Genomic DNA, 18,906 nt, shown 5'->3' with positions numbered 1-18,906 from the left:
TTGCTCTTACGCTTTCATCTTGTAGCCAACGCCACGAAGCGTTTCGATTTCAAGACCAGGCAGTTTTTGGCGAAGCTGAAGTACGTGAGTATCAACAGTACGCGTTGTTGGGAAGTGGTTGTAACCCCATACGTGGTCAAGCAATTCGTCACGTGTAAATACACGGCCTAGGTTTGATGCTAGGAACAACAACAAGTCGAACTCTGTACGAGTCAGTGTGATCATCTCACCTTTAAATACGACTTCGCGCGTTGCACGGTCGATCTCTAGGTCTTTTGTCATCACTTTATCAGCGTTACCTTGCTCTGCTGAATCTGGTGCACGTAGTTGTGCACGAATGCGAGCGAATAGCTCCGCTTCAGCAAAAGGTTTAGTCAAGTAGTCGTTTGCGCCAGAGTCTAGGCCCGCTACTTTATCTTTAACAGTAACCAATGCTGTTAGCAGGATTACTGGGATATCTTTAATTTTTTTCCATTCAGGAAGAGATTGTACAGAATCGCCGTCTGGTAGTTGGCGATCCAGAATGACTAAGTCAGCCTTTTTCCATTGTGGCTCAACGTCTGAAATACGCTCCACATGTAAACACTCATATCCTGCTTGTTCCAGGCTTACTAACAGGCCGTCAGCCAAGTTTTTATCGTCCTCAACGAGAAGCAGTGTCTGTTTCACAAGGTATCTCCAATATAAAGGTTGTAGGTGGTCCCATTAGGGACATTTTTCCGCCCATGCGGCCTACCATTGATTCAACTATTGTTAGTCCAAGTCCTAAGCCGCTCTTACTCACGAACGGTTTTCTTAGGTTTGCCCAATCTTTCGCAGTTAAACTGCCGGCATCGATGACTTGGATAATGATTTTATCTGCACTGGTTTCTACACATAGTTCAACCGGTGCTTCACCATACTTCAATGCGTTACGTAGCAAGTTATCGATACAGGTCCCGAGCCAATACACGTTAACTTTAGCAGCTACATCTTCATTTATTTTGAAAAGTACAGCGTTATCAAATTCTTCTTCAATCTTATATTCTAGCCACTCTGCAACGGATGGAACCCAGTCTGTTGCAAGCATTTGGTTATCAGATTGCAAATAATCCTTACTTGCCTCTGCTAATTGGCGTAATCGGCGCGTATCTTCACACAATCGGCGAAATTCGTCATAAACACTTTCGGGCAGATGTTCAAATTCGCGACGGAAACCCTCAACTGTTAAAGACAGCGATGCGATCGGCGTTCTCAGTTCGTGCGTTAGAATTTGCAGTACCAACATTCGGCTGCGCATTTCTTCACGTTTACTGTTCCAACGATACACTGCCCAACCGATCACCAACAAAATATTGGCAATCACGAGGATGATCATACTGATCCGCAACACTTGCGAGTGATCTTCGACATCCCAACAAATGTTGCCGCGTTTTACGAAGCAGCTTCGGCTTTCTGATGCTAAACCGTAAGACAGGCCAGCGTTTGCTACGTTCTCCTGCCAAACGTTTTTAGCGAATACAAAGTAATGGTCGCCACGGCGTAACCACAACTCTTTTCCTTCAATAAACATACTCGCGCCAGCGATGAGAGCGTTGATTGCGTCATCATCCATATTCTGTAGGCTTTCGAGTAGCTCGTCCCCTTCGTCGTTATTTCGCTCTTTGATATGCATGTACTGAGCAAGCTTAGGACGTAGCTCAGGATACTTCTCTGCATAACGTGCTGCGTAGGTACCACCACCTGGATGGATTAAACCGCTGCGCGAAAACCAACGTGGTGTAAGTTGCGTCCCCTTACATATGGCACGTGTAAAGACTAAAGGTTCAGTAATTAAAGGACTTAATGGTAATTTTCCGCGACACGTGTTCGCTAAACGGTACAGTTGCTGAATGTCTTTCAGCGGATAATCTGTCGTTTGAGGCAACATCGAATCCGGCGACAGTAACTTGGTCGGATAGTTAGACTGCAGTATGCGTATATCATACGATTTAAGAGCCACTTCGTAGTTAAATAGCTCTGTAAACGTATCTATTCGTTCTGGTAATGAATCTGCAAATGCGGGTGCCGAAAAAATTGGCAGCATTAAGGCAGAACGTAGCAAAAACTGTTTAATCAAACTGTTACCGTTACTAATTATATTAGCCAGAACTATACATCAATAAACAAGCAAATGACATTAGACGGCTTAAGGATTTGCAGTACTATAACATTGAAAGCGCACAAAAAAAGGCCAGCGAATGCTGGCCTTGATTAGTTTTAAAGCAAATTATATTAAAGTGCTTTGAAAATTGCCTCGACGCTTTCTTTCGCATCACCGAACAGCATTGAGGTGTTTTCTTTAAAGAACAGTGGGTTCTGTACACCTGCGTAACCCGTATTCATTGAACGCTTGAATACGACTACGTTTTGCGCGTTCCAAACTTCTAGTACAGGCATGCCTGCAATTGGGCTGTTTGGATCTTCAAGAGCTGCTGGGTTAACTGTGTCGTTTGCACCGATGACAAGAACCGTATCTGTTTCTGGGAAGTCATCGTTGATTTCGTCCATTTCTAGCACGATATCGTAAGGCACTTTTGCTTCCGCTAGCAGTACGTTCATGTGACCAGGCAGACGGCCCGCTACTGGGTGAATACCGAAGCGAACTTCAATACCTTGTGCGCGTAGCTTCTCAGTAATCTCATGCACTGGGTATTGCGCTTGAGCTACTGCCATGCCGTATCCCGGAGTGATGATCACTGATTTTGAGTTCTTCAGCATTTCTGCTACTTCTTCTGCTGAAGTTTCGCGATGCTCGCCCTGCTCTTCGTCACTTGAAATCACAACTTCTTGACCGAAGCCGCCAGCGATAACGCTGATGAACGAGCGGTTCATTGCTTTACACATGATGTAAGAAAGGATCGCACCAGAAGAACCTACCAATGCACCTGTCACGATCAATAGGTCGTTTGCAAGCATGAAACCTGCTGCCGCTGCTGCCCAACCTGAGTATGAGTTCAGCATTGAAACCACAACCGGCATATCTGCACCACCGATAGATGCGACCAAGTGGTAACCGAATGCAAAAGCAATCAGCGTCATTACGATCAATGCGAACATGCTGCCGTCCGCTTTTACGAAGTAAATCATAAGAAGCGTAGAAACGACGATCGCCGCAAGGTTCATTTTGTGTTTGTGAGGCAAGTTAAGTGGCGAAGAAGAGATCGTGCCGCGTAGCTTACCGAAAGCAACGACTGAACCAGTGAAGGTTACCGCACCGATGAACACACCAAGGAAGACTTCCACTAGGTGAATTACGTGTTCAGCGTGCATACCAGCTAGGTCAGTTGAAACTGGTGCTGGTGGCTCTAGGTAACTGTTGTAACCTACCAATACCGCAGCCATACCTACAAAGCTGTGTAGGATCGCAACCAGTTCAGGCATTTGAGTCATTTCTACTTTCTTCGCGTAGTGGATACCGATGCTACCACCGATGACCATCGCAATGATGACCCAAACAAAACCTTCCGCATTCGGGCTAAAGATTGTCGCAATAAGCGCAATCGCCATACCCGCAATACCGTAGTAGTTACCGTTTCTTGCCGATTCTTGTTTAGAAAGTCCCGCGAGACTTAAGATGAAAAATAGTGCAGCAATGATGTATGCCGCTTGTACTAATCCTGCAGACATTGGTCACTCCTATTATTTATCTTTGCGGAACATTTCGAGCATACGTTTGGTTACGGTAAAGCCACCAAAGATGTTTATGCTCGCAATGAGTACAGCAATGAATGATAGGAAGGTAACGACGCCATTACCCTGACCAATTTGCAGCAGTGCACCTACTACGATGATGCCTGAAATCGCGTTGGTTACAGACATAAGCGGTGTGTGCAGTGCATGCGTTACGTTCCAAACTACGTAGTAACCTACTACACACGCCAGTACGAATACGGTGAAATGAGATAGGAATGCAGCTGGAGCAACAGAAGCGACCCAAGCAAAGGCACCTAAACCGACTGCTAAAGCACCGAATTTCTTCAGTGGTGACGTTGGTTCTTCAACTTTAGGTTGAGGTTTAACGGGTTCTTGCGGTTTGGCTTGTGGCTGTGCAGACACCTGAATTGACGGCGCAGGCCATGTCACTTCGCCTTCTTTTACTACTGTTACGCCACGAAGCACAACGTCTTCGAAGTCGATATTGATGTTGCCATCTTTCTCTTTGCAAAGCAGTTTGAGAAGGTTTACAAGGTTGGTTGCGTAAAGCTGAGAAGATTGCGTTGGCAGACGGCCTACCATGTCAGTGTAACCAACGATTTTCACGCCGTTAGCCGTGGTAATAACTTGATCTTTTACTGTGTATTCGCAGTTACCACCGTTTGCAGCAGCAAGGTCAACGATCACACTGCCCGCTTTCATGCTATCAACCATCTCTTTGGTGATAAGCGTTGGCGCTGGTCTGCCAGGAATCAGTGCAGTTGTAATGATGATATCAACATCTTTCGCTTGCTCAGCGTAAAGCTCAGCTGCTTTCTTGTTGAATTCATCCGACATTTCTTTTGCGTAGCCGTCACCTGAGCCAGAGTCTTCTTTGAAGTCTACCGTTAGGAACTCTGCGCCCATCGATTCAACTTGTTCTTTTACTTCAGGACGAACATCAAAAGAACGAACGATAGCGCCAAGGCTACCTGCTGCGCCGATAGCAGCAAGACCTGCTACACCTGCACCTGCAACCAATACTTTTGCAGGCGGTACTTTACCAGCAGCGGTGATTTGACCTGTGAAGAATCGACCGAATTCATGAGCGGCTTCAACCACTGCACGGTAACCGGCAATGTTCGCCATAGAAGAGAGTGCGTCTAATGCTTGAGCACGAGAAATACGAGGAACCGCATCCATTGCGAGAACGTTGATGTTCTTGCTAGAGAGTTGTTCCATTAACTCTGCATTTTGAGCAGGCCAGATGAAGCTCACTAATGTTGCGCCATCTTGCAGTAATGCGATTTCGTCGATGCCTTTTTCTTCATCTACGAGTGGCGCATTGACTTTGAGAATTAAGCCTGATGTCCATACTTCTTCACTAGATACAATTTTCGCCCCTGCAGCTTCATAAGCGGCATCATCGAAACTGGCTAGCACCCCCGCTTGTGATTCGATTGCGACATCGAACCCCAACTTAATTAACTGCTCAACCGACTTTGGTGATGCAGCTACTCGCGATTCACCCGCGAGTATTTCTCTAGGTACACCGATTTGCAAAACGCATACTCCTTGTATACATATCAATAAATTAGTCCCAAAACAGAGCGTCGCTCTACTCTAATTCTTTTTTATTTCTATCTGTTTACTACGCAAGATAAATACAAACGAATGATGGTGTTTGGGGTCACCCATTTGCACAGTCACTTCTTGACTAACAGTCCTGTTATTATTCTGTTTTTATCTAACGTCAATCGTGACTTCAAGTGTTTTGTAATAAAAATACTAAATTTCATTACATATAACGCCACGTAATGAATAATTCTCCACTTCGCGCTGAAAAATAACAACGATTTGCATCACTAAGCAGAGGTCTAACCAGACGTCTGCTAACTGCTTGTTTTACAGATATTTAAGCCTTAAAAAGAAAGAGAGCTATCAGCATATACACTAATGGCTCTCTTTAAGATGATTCGAATCAAGTTGCAGTGATTTCTTAATCGAAGTTAAATCAAACGATATTCAGTCATGTTGTTTCCACTCGTCAACGATCAACGATATGACAGGTATTCAAACTGCGTACCTTCACTCCCTTTAGGGAACAGCACTTTCCAACCTAGGTCACTCTCAACGATTAAATTGCCTTTGTTCTCATCGACAACTTCATATAGATGCCCTTTATTGATTACTATCTGTTTAGAGATCTCATGTTCAACATCTACTAACGCGTTAATCATTTTAGGAGGAACGGATTCAATCTCGGCAACTTCTTGTAGAACATCCGGTAGCGCAAAGTTGGTGATATCTATTGTCTCTAACAACCTATAGGCAATTACCATGCTCATAGCGGTCTCATCCGCTGTGTTTGCACAATCTCCGTTTTTAATTAAATGTTCTCTTATCCTTAGTTTTAGATCGTTGTTATCCATGGAAGATAAATCATTGATTTTACACTGAAGGTTGTCCCACTCTAGTTTGAACGCTGCTGCTTTTTCTGCTTTAGCCTGTTTCGCTAAAACGATTAGCTCATCATAGAGAGCATCAAGCGCTTGCTCCATTGACGCCCAACCAGATACTGAAATTGCGCGTGCAAACATATTGTCGAGCTTTTGTATTTCGCTCCCTGAACCAAGGCCAATATTGTGCAGCGTCGAGTGTATGTTCAACACTTGACCTTTTACTTCTCGCAGCAAGAGTTTGCGTTGCTGAACTTCTATTTTTAACGGGCGAAGCGTATTAATTGCTCCTTGAAGAGTTTTAAGCTTAGTCATGGCTTAATCCTGTTACTATCGTTTGATGATGTTTTTTTGTTTATGTTTTGGCTTTGTCAGTCCAACCATCGATAGGTTCATTGAATTAGGTTTAGACTAGACTTTAGGGGTAGATAGTCCCTCAAAAAATTGGAGGAATATCATGTTTAAAAAAGCCCCACTGGTTAGTGAGGCAAAGTCGAGAGAGATAAAGTTAAACTAAAATAGCTCTATGCATAAATAAGTTCATTAAAACGGAACAACTAAGCCTACAGTGGTCAAACCGTTACTAAAGTCACCTTAACATATGGTTGAAGGCTCTCAGAACCTGTATATGTTATTTGTGCAGTATGAGACTGCGCATCTTCTGCCCCATAAAAATCTTCAAGTTGCTGATAGTAATCATAATCGTACGATAGAGATAAGCTGTTGAGCGCATATTCAACACCAATGTTGTAGGCCAACATTTGTGATTGTTTGTATACAGTGTCTACAGCGGTTCGTTGGATACCGATATCAGGTACAGTATGCTCACCCGCAGGGAGTTGACCGCCATTGTAAAAGTCCTTGTGGCGATTTGGTGTGATTGGTGGTGGTACTGCCCCGTGACTGCCAATATCATCGCCGTGTACAAGAGCGTAATCGGCTTGATCGTTATTCAGACCATTCCTGTATTGAACGCTACCACTTAGAGTTAATCGATCGGTTAATTTATAATCTTGTGAAACTTCTAGGCGTGCTTCTTCAAATCCGTCGGCACTAACGTAAGCTGCATAAATACCAGTACCTGTATTAAATGTATAACCTGCACCAATAGCTCCAAAATTACTTTCAGCGACCTCTACATCAACGTAAATTTGGTCAGTTAAATTGAGTGAGGAATAGATACCAGCATTATTATTATCGTCGATATAAGCCTCTACTGAGCCCTCTAACTTTTCTGCTAAAACTGGGGTTGAAATTACTGTTAGCAACGCAACAGAAGTAATGTTTTTTCTCATTTGATCATCTCCGGCAACACGTAAATGCCACCTTCCTTTTAGTGCACATTTTCTTTTGAACTACCGATTTGACTGGTCATATCGGGCAGTGGGATTACACACAAACAGAGATTTCACAAAGTCAGCAACAAGTAACTTTAATGTCATTACAAAGTGATAAACTTTGAAACAATTTGACTCAATAATAGGGCTAGTGTTAAGCATTATCGACACGAAAAATACATAAATAATATTTCTATTTTGATGTGCTTTTTCATTGATATTAATAAGCAACTCATCTTTTTAAAAGTAATGAGTAAAATGAAAAATTAGCGTATAAATTACTTATATTTACGCTTCTCCTGTCTAGCGTTGCACTTAACAATAAATATTTAGCTGCAATATGTTGAGTAGTTAATTGGGAATAAAAAAAGCCACTAACAAAAGTTAATGGCTTTATGACGATTGAAAATAAGGTCGAAGAACTAATCGAAGATCTTTTCACCCATTTGGTCGATAAACATCTGCGATTTTTTTAGCATCAGTTCGTTGGCATCTTGCTCTGAACCTAGCAAATCTGAACGGATAAAACGGTGTGATTTCACTTCTCCGTCGAAATCTTTTTCGATACGCCCTGCGATGCGGTACTGGCCACCTTCTGAAAGGCTTTCTTGGTAAATTAAGTAGCCTTTGTATTCTACTGGTTCAACGGTTTTTACTTCGGCAGCTTTGTCACTGCCACCAAACAAGCGCGAAAAGAATCCCACGGTTCCTCCTTGGGTATGCCCACTCTCTTATAGGTAGTTTTCTATACAGTGGTGAGCATCAATTACTTTATGTTGACGTTGAGGATAGGTTTCTCGAACCAATCCAGTTCTTTGTCTTCATCATAACTGGTATGCGACAAAATTACAGGCACATCATTGTTACGATTTTTGCGTCTGTCTTCCTGAATCATCACTGCTGCGTTCTCAACCGCCACATCGACACTTTGTTTGAATTGAGCCAGTTTACGCTCTGGAAGTGCAGACAAAAAATCGATGTCATGACGAATGTACACTGGCTTTAGTTGAATGAGCGCTAAACATGCAATATCCGCCAATTGTTCATTGTCGAACTGCGCCACGTACTGCTCTGAAGCAAGTACCTGCCCAACCAGTGTTTCCATGTAATTGTGTACGTCTGAACTGATCTGCATCGATTTTTCTCCTTTGTTCAACACTTTGAAAGTATAGCAGTCGGGACTAACGTGCAACTCGTTGATTGCTCTTAATTTAATCAACCTCTCTCTTTTTGTAAGCGTTCGCTGTAAAACACTTGGAAAATTCCCAAATACACGTATTCTTGTTAGTTTTGAAAGTTACAGAATTTATACTGTTTGCACACGGTATTAATTGAATGCTTAACCTAACTCACTAGATATATTCAACTATTTTCAGGTAATTTGCAGTAGATGGTTTCATCTTTAATGACCTCCCCAGGCTTTCGATTCCTATTCCCAATCTTGTTGTTGGGCGTAGTCAGTTTGGGTATGGATAACATCATTCAGATGACGCAATCTAACTGGGGAATCGCTGCGAATTTGCCGTACATTTTGCTCGGTTGTGCGTTGTTGATGTGTTATTCGTTCAAGCAAGGTCGAGAGTCCATGGTTTGTATCGCCATGCTCTTTGCCTACTTTGTGATTCAACATCGCCTTCAAGTCCCTCTTCAAACCGGAACTGCGCTTTTAGAGCTCACTATATTAGCGAGCTTGTTACCCGTTTCATTTCTCGCGGTGTTCATCTTCAATAAAGAAGGTTTTGATTCAAGAGCGACGTTGACTTACGTGTTCATGCTGATCATGTTCGTATTTTGGTCCTACGTAACTTTGACATATTACGTCGAAGGTGGATTTGATGAATGGACTAACGGTATCTTGTTTATCGTACCGACTCTCTCTAAGTTACCACTTGTCTTGGTGTTGTATTGCATTGGTATCGTGTGTTTTCTGGGTATCTTGGTCTTAAAGAAAAACAAGATCATTCATGCCATGACCTACTCTGCGATGGTGCTAGCATCAGCAACGTTTATCTTCTTTGACGTTCAGTATATTTCTAGCACGATGTTTACGCTGACAGGTCTTTTGATCATCATCTACTCAACGTCGGCGAGTCATCAATTGGCTTTCACCGACAGTTTGACGCTGATTCCAAGCCGCCGTGCGCTGGATCTTGAGCTCAAACACATGGGACGTAAATTTACTATTGCGATGCTAGACGTTGACCACTTTAAAAAGTTCAATGATACCTATGGTCATGACACAGGCGATGACGTGTTAAAAATGGTCGCATCACGCCTAATGAAGACACAAGGTGGCGCGAAAGTTTACCGCTTTGGTGGCGAGGAGTTCACCATTGTATTCAAAGGCAAATATACGGAAGACTGTGAAGCGCATTTAGAAGAAGTTCGTGAATTGATAGCGCAATATGAAATGATTCTTCGTGACCAAGACACTCGCCCTGACGACAACAAGCAAGGTCGTAAAAAACGCGGTAGTGCAGATTCGAAGAAGAAAACGGTGTCAGTTACAGCAAGCTTTGGTGTTGCAGACAGTCGCAGTGCACGAAACCCTGCAGATGTCATTAAGCTTGCGGATGAAGCTTTGTATAAAGCCAAAAAAGCGGGCAGAAACTGTGTGAAGTACTGCCACGCCTAACGCTTATAAAAACTATTCTTGATTAAAGAACAACACTAAACTGCCGCCTTTTAGCGCGCTGCCATAGTTAATGGTCAGCCCCAAACCGACGTTATCGATCCAATCAGACTTAAAAGGTGGTGTCATCAGCCAACCTACACTCGCTTCGTAATAATGCGACGTGTTCATCGGTTTGCTCGTGTCCCCACCTACATCAACTCGGTTAAAGCTGGTATAAACGGACTGGACCGTTCGGCCTACCTTGGTAAAGTCATAGAATAACTTTACACCGTTGACCCAATACCAGCCTTCTGGGTTGCCGACATCCCCGTTATTGCCTTCTCCCCATCCTTTACCGTAGAAATAATGTGGAGACGACCAAACATACCATTTACCCCAATGCTCGTTTTCTAAATACTTCAGCTCGGCGTTCACTTCACCCACAATAGCCCACGCATCCGTATTCAGGAATACGCCATCTAAAAAGGGCCTCAAGTCACTGATAGCATCACTTCGGTAGTCATACTCGTTGCGATAATACATAAGATGAGCGCCAGCGGCGGTGCTCAACGTGAGATGTTCTGTCAGTTTGTTTTGGCGTTCTAGTTCGGTGTAAGAACCTAGGATAAGTTCTTTGTTTCGATCAGGGGTTTTGTCTTCATTTATATGAACGTCTTGATCGATTCCCAATGCATACAAGCGCCCTTTTAAATTGTACTTTGTTGGGGATTGCTCGTCGTCAGTGAGAGAGAGATGATAAGGAAGTGTGGAAATAGCAACTTGTTTTCTTAAGTCAACGGAGTCTTGCGTTCCTATGTCTTCGTTGTCTATGTCGAGGTATTTGTTAGGGTCAAAGTCGTGAAAGCCAAGGGTGAACACATCACTGTCTGATAGGACGATACCGATGGCAAAGTTACGCTCAAACTCTTTCTGCAAAGTTTGTTGAACCGGGCTAGCGTGAGTTGCTGTTGAAATAAGTGACAATGTCACTAAAGCATATTTCATCTTATCCTTTTGATTTAACTTGCATTTACCACCGTATACGTATTTCTTCCAAGCGATTTGGACGTATATAGCGCCCTATCTGCTGTCGCGTACAATTCGGCGACATTATCCTTACCTGTTGGTTGAAATGCAAACACCCCTTGTGACACTGTCACTCTATTTGCGACGCTTGAATACGCATGAGGATAATCTAGGAAGTACATCGCTTCTTGTACACGCTCAGCTTCTTTTTCGGCGGTCTGCGCATCTGTGCTATTAAGCAAGATGACAAACTCTTCTCCTCCATAACGCCCCACATATTCACCAGAACGACAGAAGGTTGCTTTTAACTGATTCGCGATGGCTTGTAGACAGCGATCCCCTTCTATATGGCCGTAGTTATCGTTAAACGGCTTAAAGAAATCGACATCAAGAAGAATTAGCGCCATCGGCATGTGGTGACGACCGTGCCACGCAATCATGGTTTCGAGCTTCTGATCAATATAACGACGGTTGTAGAGTTTGGTTAGGCCATCTTCATTTGCCTGTTGTTGCAAACGTGAATTCATCTCTTCGAGCTGTGCGGTGGCTTGCTTTAACTCACGACGCATGTGCGCAATTCGCTGCATTGCCATTAACTTAGAATTTAGAACAAGCTTATCAACAGGCTTAATCAAATAGTCATCACCGCCCGCTTCGATTGCTTTCGCGATCATTTCTGGCTCTTCGTGACTGCTTAAGAAGATGATTGGGATCCAGTCTGGAAAGGTTTCTCTGATATGAAGTGAAACTTCGAAGCCGTTCATGTCCGGCATCGCAATATCCAGCAGCACGAGTTCAGGGTCGAAACTCTCATAGGTATTGAGGGCTTCCATCCCGCTGCCAACGGCTTTAACAATGTGACCTTGTTGTTTTAATCGGATTGCCAACTGCATTCGGTCTAGCTGAACGTCATCAACTAAGAGAATGCGCATCGATGTCCCTGTCGGTTGCATAGCGCGTTCCATTCTTTTTATCAGTCTTTATTAAACATATATCATACACACGAGGTTGTTGCATTACGCGACAAATTTAGTGCTATATTTTTTTGTTGAACGGTCACGTAATCAAATAGTTCTTATGGTAGCTATTTGACGCATTTGGTATTAATATTCCCGCCTTTTGTAACTAGGGACACTTTAATCTGGTTACATTACGCACTACAAATTACGTGCGCTCTTATGTACTAACAGGACTCATGATGTCAGAAGCAACTAACAACGAAAGCAAAAAAATCGATCTAGAATCTATTTCTCCAGAACTACGTAAAGTTATCGAATTCGATGAAGTTCCAGAGCAAATGTTTGAGATGGTTACCTCTATCCATGAAGTGTCTGAAGAAGCTGTTCGTGCATCTTGGGATGAAATGCCAGGAAGTGCACAAAACATTCTAGACAACTTCGAGCAGTTCCACGCTCTAGTTTCTGTTGGCCAAGCTTTTGCTGGTCTGAATGTGATGGAAGAATTCCCGACTCTTAACCTGCCAGAAAACATGACAGATGAAGATAAAGAAGACTACCGTGCTCAACTGCTAGACAATGTTCTACACAACTGTGTAAAAGACATGGTTAAGCAACTTAAGAAAGCACGTCGTGACCCTCTTCTTAAGCGTGAATTCAAAGAAGTTTTCGCGAAGTAATTCCGACACTTTCTTTAATAATAAAGGCCGCACCCTGCGGCCTTTTGTGTATCTACGGTTTAGAGAACTTAATGATGCGCCAAAGCAATATCGCGTTGCGTGACACTCACACCTTTAACTTGAGCATAAACCTCATCACCGACTTTCAAATTCAGATCATCCAATGCCCACGGTGTTATCGTCGCCCATAAGTGACAATCTTCATCAAGCTTTAACGATACAGTAATACTTTGCTTATCTTCACCAGTTGAGAGCGCTTCTATTGACGCCACCGTTGCTGGTAGTACGTTTCGAATCGATGTTGATATTGGCTTTTCTAGCGCGATGGATACGTCGTTTGCACGCACTTGCAGTCGGATTGGTGTATCAGGCTCCCCATCCACTTTTTGCACCCACAGACAAGCGCTTGGAGCGAGTTTCACGCACGTTAACGCGTATTTCTCGTGGTGTGTCGCGATTTTTCCTTCAAACAAGCTACTGTGGTCTGAGAATGACTGCCAAGGGCGCATAGCATGAGATGCCCACACTTCCTCTAATTTACCTGACGTCATGATTCTGCCTTTATCGAGAATCGACAGGTGCTGCGCTAAACGCAGGATCTCTTGTAAGCTATGGGTAACGTAGACGATAGGAATATTGACCTGCTCAGACAACTCTTCCAAAAATGGCATCACTTCACGCTTACGTGGCATATCCAATGACGCTAACGGCTCATCCATCAATAATAGATTTGGCTTTGATAGCAAGGCTCGAGCAATAGCGACACGCTGCTTCTCACCGCCGGATAACGAGATTGGAAAGCGCTTTAACAGAGGCTTAATCGCGAGCAACTCTGTCACTTTATCAAAGTAATCATCGTCTTTTTCGGCTACGCCGTAGAGCAAGTTACCTTTCACAGAGTAATGCGGGAATAAGCGCGAGTCTTGAAATACATAACCGATTTTGCGCTTGTGCGTGGGTAAATTAATTCCGGTATCACTATCGAAAAGAACGTGTTCACCAATCGACACTTTACCTTGCTTTGGCGTCACCAACCCGCTGATAATGTTGATAAGTGTGGTCTTTCCGGCACCAGAACGGCCAAATAATGCGCTTATTCCGTTACCCGGTAACGATAAGTCAATATCAAAATCAGTTTCGCCAAGTGATTGTTTAAATTGAATTTTAATGCTCATCGCTTAGCTCCCAGACGTGAAGCTGCTTTGCGATTTAACCATTCTGAAATCATTAACGTCGACAGAGCCAAGACAATAGAAATGATGCATAAGCGAGCGGCTTCCATCTCAGCTCCAGGTGTTTCTATGAAGTTGTACATCGCTAAAGGAATGGTTTGTGTCTCTCCGGGAATGTTTGAGACAAAACTGATCGTTGCACCAAACTCTCCTAAGCTACGAGCAAAAGATAGCATAGTGCCAGTAATGATGCCGGGTATCGTTAAAGGTAGCGTAATAGTTAGGAAGACTTTGAAAGGTGACGCGCCTAGCGTTGATGCGGCGTGTTCGAGTTTAGGATCAACGTTATCTAAGCTAAGGCGAACGGAACGCACCATTAGAGGCAAGGCAACAACGATACAAGCGATAACTGCGCCCTTCCAGTTGAAACTGAACACCAGACCAAAGTGTTCAAAAAGCCAGTTACCCAAAACGCCTTGGCGACCTAGCGAGATCAGCAGTAGGTAGCCGATCACTACTGGCGGTAAAACCAACGGTAAATGAATAAGGCTGTCGAGAATGGATTTGCCGATAAACTCTTTTCGTGAAAGCAACCAAGCAAGAGCGACGCCCAATGGAATAAGCCACACGACGGCATACGCGCCAACTTTTAGGCTTAACATTAAGGCTTGGTATTCAAGTTCTGTCACTCTGGGCCCTTTTTATTGAAAACCGTACTGCGCAAACACTTGTTTGGCATCGTCAGATTTCAAATATTCGAAGAATTGTTCTGATTGCGTCGAGTCTTTAACGATAGCCGCTGGATAGACGATATCAGCGTGGGTGTTATTGGCAAATTCACCGACCACTTTTACTTTATCTGTTAAAAGCGCATCCGTTTTGTAAACCACACCAAGTGGCGCTTCACCGCGTTCAACTAATGCTAAGGCGAGTCGAACGTTTTTCGCTGGCGCTACTTGTCGCTCAAGCTGTTTCCAAACACCAAGGTTAGTAAGAGATTCTCGCGCATACATGCCCGCAGGAACCGAGACTGGGTTACCTAGTGCAAGGCGATTACCCTCTAAAGCTTGGCTCCAGGCACTGGTGTCTGAAAAGTTAAATGAAGTCACAGTTGAAGCTTTAGGAGCAATAAGAACCAGACTATTACGAACCAGTTCGGTGACATTGTCACTCTTTACTGCTTTAGATTTTACCAAGTAGTTCATCCACTTAGTGTTTGCAGAGATAAACACATCAGCTGGTGCGCCGTTTAGAATTTGGCGAGCGATGGATGAAGACCCGCCGTATACAGGTGTGACTTTTACGTCGTATTGTTGTTCAAATTTTTGCGCGATATCGTCAATCGCATTGGTCATTGACGAAGCCGCATAGACTTTTAAATCGGTCGTTGCGTTTGCTGCTGATGAAACGCTCAGTATTGCCGCTAGGCAAGCATGAATCTTCCATGCTTTCATAAAAACACTCCAGTGCTAGACAGGCAGAAAAAGATATTGTGGAACAACGAGCCCACTTTTATTTATGCTTCAAACAGTTAAAAACTGGATTTATTTGAACAGAAAGTCAAGATTCATATGTTGTTCTATCGCATCCGCAATGCGATTAATGCCTTGTTCTTTTAACTCTTCAAAGTCTTGTTGTTTGATTTGAGTACCGTTTACCCATTCAGACACCAAGCTCAGCACATCTGCTTCATCGAAGAACCCGTGTAGGTAAGTTCCCATAATTTGGCCGCATTCACTCAGCGCTCCTTCTGCTTCGCCAGAATTTAACTTGAGAGGTTGTGCGTCCTGAACTTCACTTCTTCCTACATGGATTTCATAACCCTTCACTTTGGCTGTTTTTCCGTTTAGGAATAAATCTGCTTGTGAATGAGTAAGCTGTTTACTGTTGGTTAGAGTTGTCGTGATGTCTAACAAACCAAGACCTTCGCTACGACCAGGCTGGCCCTCTACACCATTTGGATCATCAATTACGTTGCCAAGCATCTGGTAACCACCACAGATGCCAATGACTTTACCGCCCAGACGGATGTGGCGTTGAATGTCTTTATCCCAGCCTTGGCTACGGAGATAATCCAAATCGTCTCGGACTGACTTAGTGCCCGGTAGGATCACGAGATCGGCTTTATCGAGCTTTTCACCTTTACCCACATAGCGAAGGTTAATGTCTGGGTTTAGGCGCAACACATCAAAATCGGTATGATTACTGATGCGCGTTAATACTGGTACCACAACACTGAGTTTCACTTGTGAAGACAGCTCTTGCTGCGCCGTAATGGCATCTTCTGCTTCGAGGTTTAATCCGTGAAGATACGGTAGTACACCAAGCACAGGCTTGCCAGTTTTCTCTTCTAGCCAATCAAGACCAGATTCAAGCAAGCTGATGTCGCCACGGAAGCGATTTATAACGAAGCCTTTAACGCGAGCTTGTTCAGATTCGGATAGTAACGCCAGCGTTCCATACAGATGGGCAAACACACCACCACGGTCGATATCCGCAATAATAATGACCGGAACGTCGGCTTCTTCTGCAAAGCCCATGTTTGCGATGTCATTTTCTCTTAAGTTGATTTCCGCAGGACTACCCGCACCTTCTATCATCACGGATTCGAATTCATCTGTTAGCTTTGCGAATGAATCCAGCACCGTTCCCATTGCCACTTTCTTGTAATCATGAAAGCCGACAGCGTCCATATTCGACAACGCCTTGCCTTGTAAGATGATCTGAGCGCCGGTATCGCTGTTCGGCTTAATCAACACAGGATTCATGTGAACCGTAGGCTCAATGTTGCAAGCTTGTGCCTGAACCGCTTGAGCACGCCCAATCTCACCTCCATCTTTGGTTACTGCACTGTTTAACGCCATATTCTGTGGCTTGAATGGGGCAACCTTTATCCCTTTGCGGGCTAATACCCGGCATAAACCTGCCACAAGGACGCTTTTTCCGGCATCTGAAGTTGTGCCTTGAACCATTAATGAAGGGATTGGTGATTTCATGAACGTTTAATAAGAGAAAAAAGAAGGTGAACAATCATAACGTTATCTCAGCATAGGACTCAAGAAAATGAATCGAATATGAATGTTCGAATCAGTAATGGTTCAAATAAGGTTTGTTTTAATAGCACCATCAAAAACGAACACCTATATAGAGAAACCAAATTATGAAAAACACTGTTATCGCTACTATCGCTGCACTTGCTATCGCTCCTACTGTTGCAATGGCTAAAGACCATAATCACGGCCAATCAAGCATTCAATTTAATGGCCCTGTTACGGTTGAGAAAGTCGATGCATTGATTAAAGACTCAAGCATGTTCACTGAGAAAGACGTGGTTGTAGAAGGCAACCTACTTCGTCAAACTCGTGCCGACCAATTTATCTTTAGCGACGGCTCTGGTGAAATCATGGTTGAGTTGGACGACGACATCCGCCTAACGACGCCAATCGATCAAACGACAAAAGTACGTCTGTTTGGCGAGTTTGAAGGCGGCAGCAAGCCAGAAATTGAAGTAGAACACCTTGTTGTTATGTAATCTTGCCTTTTCGCTGCTCAATTGGGCAGCACAACATTGAACTGAACAAATCATACGCACTTTGTCCTAGTGCATTAGGTGACGGGAAACGCCTAAAATGATACTTTGTAAATCTTGGTCTGCATTTTGCAGACCTTTTTTTCGTTCGTATTATTTTCTTGCCCGGAGACACCCATGTTAGGTAAAGCTCTAAAGGTTGCTGCCTTTGGTTTGTGCGCTGTTTTGCCGCTATCTGCACATGCAAACAACTTCAACTACAACACGATGGAATTCCGCATGGGTACTAGCCCAGGTACGTTTGGTGGAGAGGTAACAACCTACTTCACCGAAAACACGCACTTTGTAGGCCGTGCCGATAGTGAGTTCAGCGGCGATTGGGACATTGCAGGTGGTATTGGTTTTAATGGTCCTGCTGGTCAGTTCGCGGATATCTTCGGCCAAATGTTGGTCCACAACATTAAAAAAGACAATGGTGATGGCGACGAATGGAAAACCGAAGTTAACATTGGCACACGTATTTGGTTTATGCAGAATGTTGAATTGCACGGTCGTATTGGCCAGTTGATCGACAACGATGATTCTAAAACCATCTACAACCTTGGTGCTCGCTTCCATTCAACACAGCAACTGTCGTTGGGTGCAGATTTAAAAGACAATGGCACGTATGGTCAACAGCTTGTTCTCTCTGCGCGCTTTGCTTATTAATACCAATAAGTAACTGATTTGAAATTAAAAAGCCTCTCGATTGAGAGGCTTTTTTGTTATTACGCTAAGCGAGCGCTTAACAGTGAGTTATTTGCCGCTTGGTTTGTTCTGAACGTATTTCTTAGATACATCCACAACGGCTACATCACGGAAGAAGCTACGACCTAACAAAATTGGGAACTTCATGTGACCACGTTCTGTTAACGTAAACTCGGTTTGCTCTTTCAAGTCACCTACTTGGATGTAAGCTAAAACGACGGGACGCTTATCTACGTCTTCAGATGAAGATTGACGAATCTTGGCCCAACGCTCAACAGGCAGTTTGAACTCTTTGCTCGCCTTACCATTGATGTCGATTTTGAACTGAACCCAGTCTTTGCCATCACGCTCAAATGGAACCACTTCAGTCGCACTGATCGATGATGTCGTTGCGCCGGTATCAACACGACCTTTGAACGTCTGGTTGATAGCTGGAATGTGGACCCACTCTTCAGCACCCAGAATCAACATACCATCAGGTGTTTTTTGTACCTTAGCTGGCTTTTCTGGCTTTGGTTCTGGTTTCTTCTCAGGCTTAGTTTCCGGTTTTTGTTCCGGCTTAACCTCAGGTTTCGGTTCTACTTCAGGTTTCACATCCGGTGTTTCAACCGGTTGCTCAACGACTGGTGTTTCTGGCTCAACGGGCTCAGTGGTCGTCGGTGTCGACGTACAAGCGATAAGACCGCCGCTCATCATTAGCGGCAGAATCAGTTTCCAGTTCTTCATTAACTC

The 18,906-nt window shown here is 43.8% G+C and carries 19 protein-coding genes; 4 read left to right on the top strand and 15 right to left on the bottom strand.

What is annotated here, in order from left to right; all coding sequences use genetic code 11:
• Positions 1 to 6 precede the first annotated feature (6 nt).
• The 8 genes from vxrB to H735_RS03325 form a co-directional block, all read right to left on the bottom strand.
• On the bottom strand, positions 7 to 669 hold the full coding sequence (gene vxrB / locus H735_RS03360) for a response regulator transcription factor VxrB (RefSeq protein WP_005435172.1): 663 nt from the start codon (positions 667 to 669) through the stop codon (positions 7 to 9).
• Positions 644 to 2,065 carry a sensor histidine kinase VxrA gene (vxrA, locus tag H735_RS03355; protein ID WP_304944935.1) on the bottom strand — a complete coding sequence of 474 codons (1,422 nt, stop codon included), beginning with the start codon at positions 2,063 to 2,065 and terminating at the stop codon, positions 644 to 646. Before vxrA ends, vxrB begins: the two co-directional genes overlap by 26 nt.
• A 188-nt stretch (positions 2,066 to 2,253) precedes the next feature.
• Positions 2,254 to 3,648 (bottom strand): Re/Si-specific NAD(P)(+) transhydrogenase subunit beta, encoded by a 1,395-nt coding sequence (gene pntB, locus H735_RS03350; protein ID WP_005435174.1) that lies wholly within the window; start codon positions 3,646 to 3,648, stop codon positions 2,254 to 2,256.
• A 12-nt stretch (positions 3,649 to 3,660) separates the two neighbouring features.
• Complete coding sequence (locus H735_RS03345; RefSeq protein WP_020196887.1) at positions 3,661 to 5,217, bottom strand: Re/Si-specific NAD(P)(+) transhydrogenase subunit alpha; 1,557 nt, start codon at positions 5,215 to 5,217, stop codon at positions 3,661 to 3,663.
• A 491-nt stretch (positions 5,218 to 5,708) separates the two neighbouring features.
• The gene (locus tag H735_RS03340) at positions 5,709 to 6,428 is read right to left on the bottom strand and encodes a hypothetical protein (protein ID WP_020196886.1); all 720 of its coding nucleotides are present in this window, start codon (positions 6,426 to 6,428) and stop codon (positions 5,709 to 5,711) included.
• 257 nt (positions 6,429 to 6,685) lie between these two features.
• Positions 6,686 to 7,408: a hypothetical protein gene (locus H735_RS03335; RefSeq protein WP_020196885.1), complete on the bottom strand. Its 723-nt coding sequence runs from the start codon at positions 7,406 to 7,408 to the stop codon at positions 6,686 to 6,688.
• A 464-nt stretch (positions 7,409 to 7,872) separates the two neighbouring features.
• Complete coding sequence (locus H735_RS03330; RefSeq protein WP_005427008.1) at positions 7,873 to 8,154, bottom strand: HlyU family transcriptional regulator; 282 nt, start codon at positions 8,152 to 8,154, stop codon at positions 7,873 to 7,875.
• A gap of 62 nt (positions 8,155 to 8,216) precedes the next feature.
• Positions 8,217 to 8,585 (bottom strand): late competence development ComFB family protein, encoded by a 369-nt coding sequence (locus H735_RS03325; RefSeq protein ID WP_005435183.1) that lies wholly within the window; start codon positions 8,583 to 8,585, stop codon positions 8,217 to 8,219.
• A gap of 255 nt (positions 8,586 to 8,840) precedes the next feature.
• On the opposite strand from H735_RS03325, the gene H735_RS03320 reads away from it, so the two are divergent.
• Positions 8,841 to 10,085: a GGDEF domain-containing protein gene (locus H735_RS03320; RefSeq protein ID WP_027726765.1), complete on the top strand. Its 1,245-nt coding sequence runs from the start codon at positions 8,841 to 8,843 to the stop codon at positions 10,083 to 10,085.
• 12 nt (positions 10,086 to 10,097) lie between these two features.
• On the opposite strand, the gene H735_RS03315 is transcribed toward H735_RS03320, so the two are convergent.
• Positions 10,098 to 11,069 carry a Solitary outer membrane autotransporter beta-barrel domain gene (locus H735_RS03315; RefSeq protein ID WP_020196883.1) on the bottom strand — a complete coding sequence of 324 codons (972 nt, stop codon included), beginning with the start codon at positions 11,067 to 11,069 and terminating at the stop codon, positions 10,098 to 10,100.
• Between the two features lie 14 nt (positions 11,070 to 11,083).
• Entirely contained in the window at positions 11,084 to 12,043 is a 960-nt protein-coding gene (locus H735_RS03310) for a diguanylate cyclase (RefSeq protein WP_020196882.1), read from the bottom strand.
• Between the two features lie 245 nt (positions 12,044 to 12,288).
• On the opposite strand from H735_RS03310, the gene H735_RS03305 reads away from it, so the two are divergent.
• On the top strand, positions 12,289 to 12,726 hold the full coding sequence (locus tag H735_RS03305) for a DUF3069 domain-containing protein (protein ID WP_020196881.1): 438 nt from the start codon (positions 12,289 to 12,291) through the stop codon (positions 12,724 to 12,726).
• Positions 12,727 to 12,794: 68 nt separating this feature from the next.
• On the opposite strand, the gene modC is transcribed toward H735_RS03305, so the two are convergent.
• The 4 genes from modC to H735_RS03285 form a co-directional block, all read right to left on the bottom strand.
• Positions 12,795 to 13,901, bottom strand: a complete 1,107-nt coding sequence (gene modC, locus H735_RS03300; RefSeq protein ID WP_020196880.1) for a molybdenum ABC transporter ATP-binding protein ModC — start codon at positions 13,899 to 13,901, stop codon at positions 12,795 to 12,797.
• Entirely contained in the window at positions 13,898 to 14,587 is a 690-nt protein-coding gene (modB, locus tag H735_RS03295; RefSeq protein WP_020196879.1) for a molybdate ABC transporter permease subunit, read from the bottom strand. Before modB ends, modC begins: the two co-directional genes overlap by 4 nt.
• A gap of 12 nt (positions 14,588 to 14,599) precedes the next feature.
• The gene (gene modA, locus H735_RS03290; RefSeq protein WP_020196878.1) at positions 14,600 to 15,352 is read right to left on the bottom strand and encodes a molybdate ABC transporter substrate-binding protein; all 753 of its coding nucleotides are present in this window, start codon (positions 15,350 to 15,352) and stop codon (positions 14,600 to 14,602) included.
• A gap of 90 nt (positions 15,353 to 15,442) precedes the next feature.
• Entirely contained in the window at positions 15,443 to 16,894 is a 1,452-nt protein-coding gene (locus tag H735_RS03285; protein ID WP_027726763.1) for a cobyric acid synthase, read from the bottom strand.
• Between the two features lie 164 nt (positions 16,895 to 17,058).
• Here H735_RS03285 and H735_RS03280 point away from each other — a divergent pair, with 164 nt between their 5' ends.
• Together H735_RS03280 and H735_RS03275 are read left to right on the top strand one after the other, a co-directional pair.
• On the top strand, positions 17,059 to 17,430 hold the full coding sequence (locus H735_RS03280) for a YgiW/YdeI family stress tolerance OB fold protein (protein ID WP_005427087.1): 372 nt from the start codon (positions 17,059 to 17,061) through the stop codon (positions 17,428 to 17,430).
• A 174-nt stretch (positions 17,431 to 17,604) separates the two neighbouring features.
• Entirely contained in the window at positions 17,605 to 18,135 is a 531-nt protein-coding gene (locus H735_RS03275) for a hypothetical protein (RefSeq protein WP_005435209.1), read from the top strand.
• An 87-nt stretch (positions 18,136 to 18,222) separates the two neighbouring features.
• Here the strand turns inward: H735_RS03275 and H735_RS03270 are convergent, their stop codons facing one another.
• Entirely contained in the window at positions 18,223 to 18,900 is a 678-nt protein-coding gene (locus H735_RS03270; RefSeq protein WP_009705382.1) for a putative ATP-dependent zinc protease, read from the bottom strand.
• Between the last annotated feature and the right edge of the window lie 6 nt (positions 18,901 to 18,906).

It is taken from the genome of Vibrio owensii CAIM 1854 = LMG 25443 (genome assembly GCF_000817815.1).
Taxonomy (GTDB): domain Bacteria; phylum Pseudomonadota; class Gammaproteobacteria; order Enterobacterales; family Vibrionaceae; genus Vibrio; species Vibrio owensii.
This window is presented reverse-complemented; position numbering and strand designations above follow the sequence as displayed.

Coding starts and splice junctions, on each gene's coding strand:
- vxrA (WP_304944935.1), bottom strand. CDS start 2,065: ATGCTGCCAATTTTTTCGGCACCCGCATTTGCAGATTCATTACCAGAA.
- pntB (WP_005435174.1), bottom strand. CDS start 3,648: ATGTCTGCAGGATTAGTACAAGCGGCATACATCATTGCTGCACTATTT.
- H735_RS03340 (WP_020196886.1), bottom strand. CDS start 6,428: ATGACTAAGCTTAAAACTCTTCAAGGAGCAATTAATACGCTTCGCCCG.
- H735_RS03335 (WP_020196885.1), bottom strand. CDS start 7,408: ATGAGAAAAAACATTACTTCTGTTGCGTTGCTAACAGTAATTTCAACC.
- H735_RS03325 (WP_005435183.1), bottom strand. CDS start 8,585: ATGCAGATCAGTTCAGACGTACACAATTACATGGAAACACTGGTTGGG.
- H735_RS03320 (WP_027726765.1), top strand. CDS start 8,841: ATGGTTTCATCTTTAATGACCTCCCCAGGCTTTCGATTCCTATTCCCA.
- H735_RS03315 (WP_020196883.1), bottom strand. CDS start 11,069: ATGAAATATGCTTTAGTGACATTGTCACTTATTTCAACAGCAACTCAC.
- H735_RS03310 (WP_020196882.1), bottom strand. CDS start 12,043: ATGCAACCGACAGGGACATCGATGCGCATTCTCTTAGTTGATGACGTT.
- H735_RS03305 (WP_020196881.1), top strand. CDS start 12,289: ATGTCAGAAGCAACTAACAACGAAAGCAAAAAAATCGATCTAGAATCT.
- modC (WP_020196880.1), bottom strand. CDS start 13,901: ATGAGCATTAAAATTCAATTTAAACAATCACTTGGCGAAACTGATTTT.
- modA (WP_020196878.1), bottom strand. CDS start 15,352: ATGAAAGCATGGAAGATTCATGCTTGCCTAGCGGCAATACTGAGCGTT.
- H735_RS03285 (WP_027726763.1), bottom strand. CDS start 16,894: ATGAAATCACCAATCCCTTCATTAATGGTTCAAGGCACAACTTCAGAT.
- H735_RS03280 (WP_005427087.1), top strand. CDS start 17,059: ATGAAAAACACTGTTATCGCTACTATCGCTGCACTTGCTATCGCTCCT.
- H735_RS03275 (WP_005435209.1), top strand. CDS start 17,605: ATGTTAGGTAAAGCTCTAAAGGTTGCTGCCTTTGGTTTGTGCGCTGTT.
- H735_RS03270 (WP_009705382.1), bottom strand. CDS start 18,900: ATGAAGAACTGGAAACTGATTCTGCCGCTAATGATGAGCGGCGGTCTT.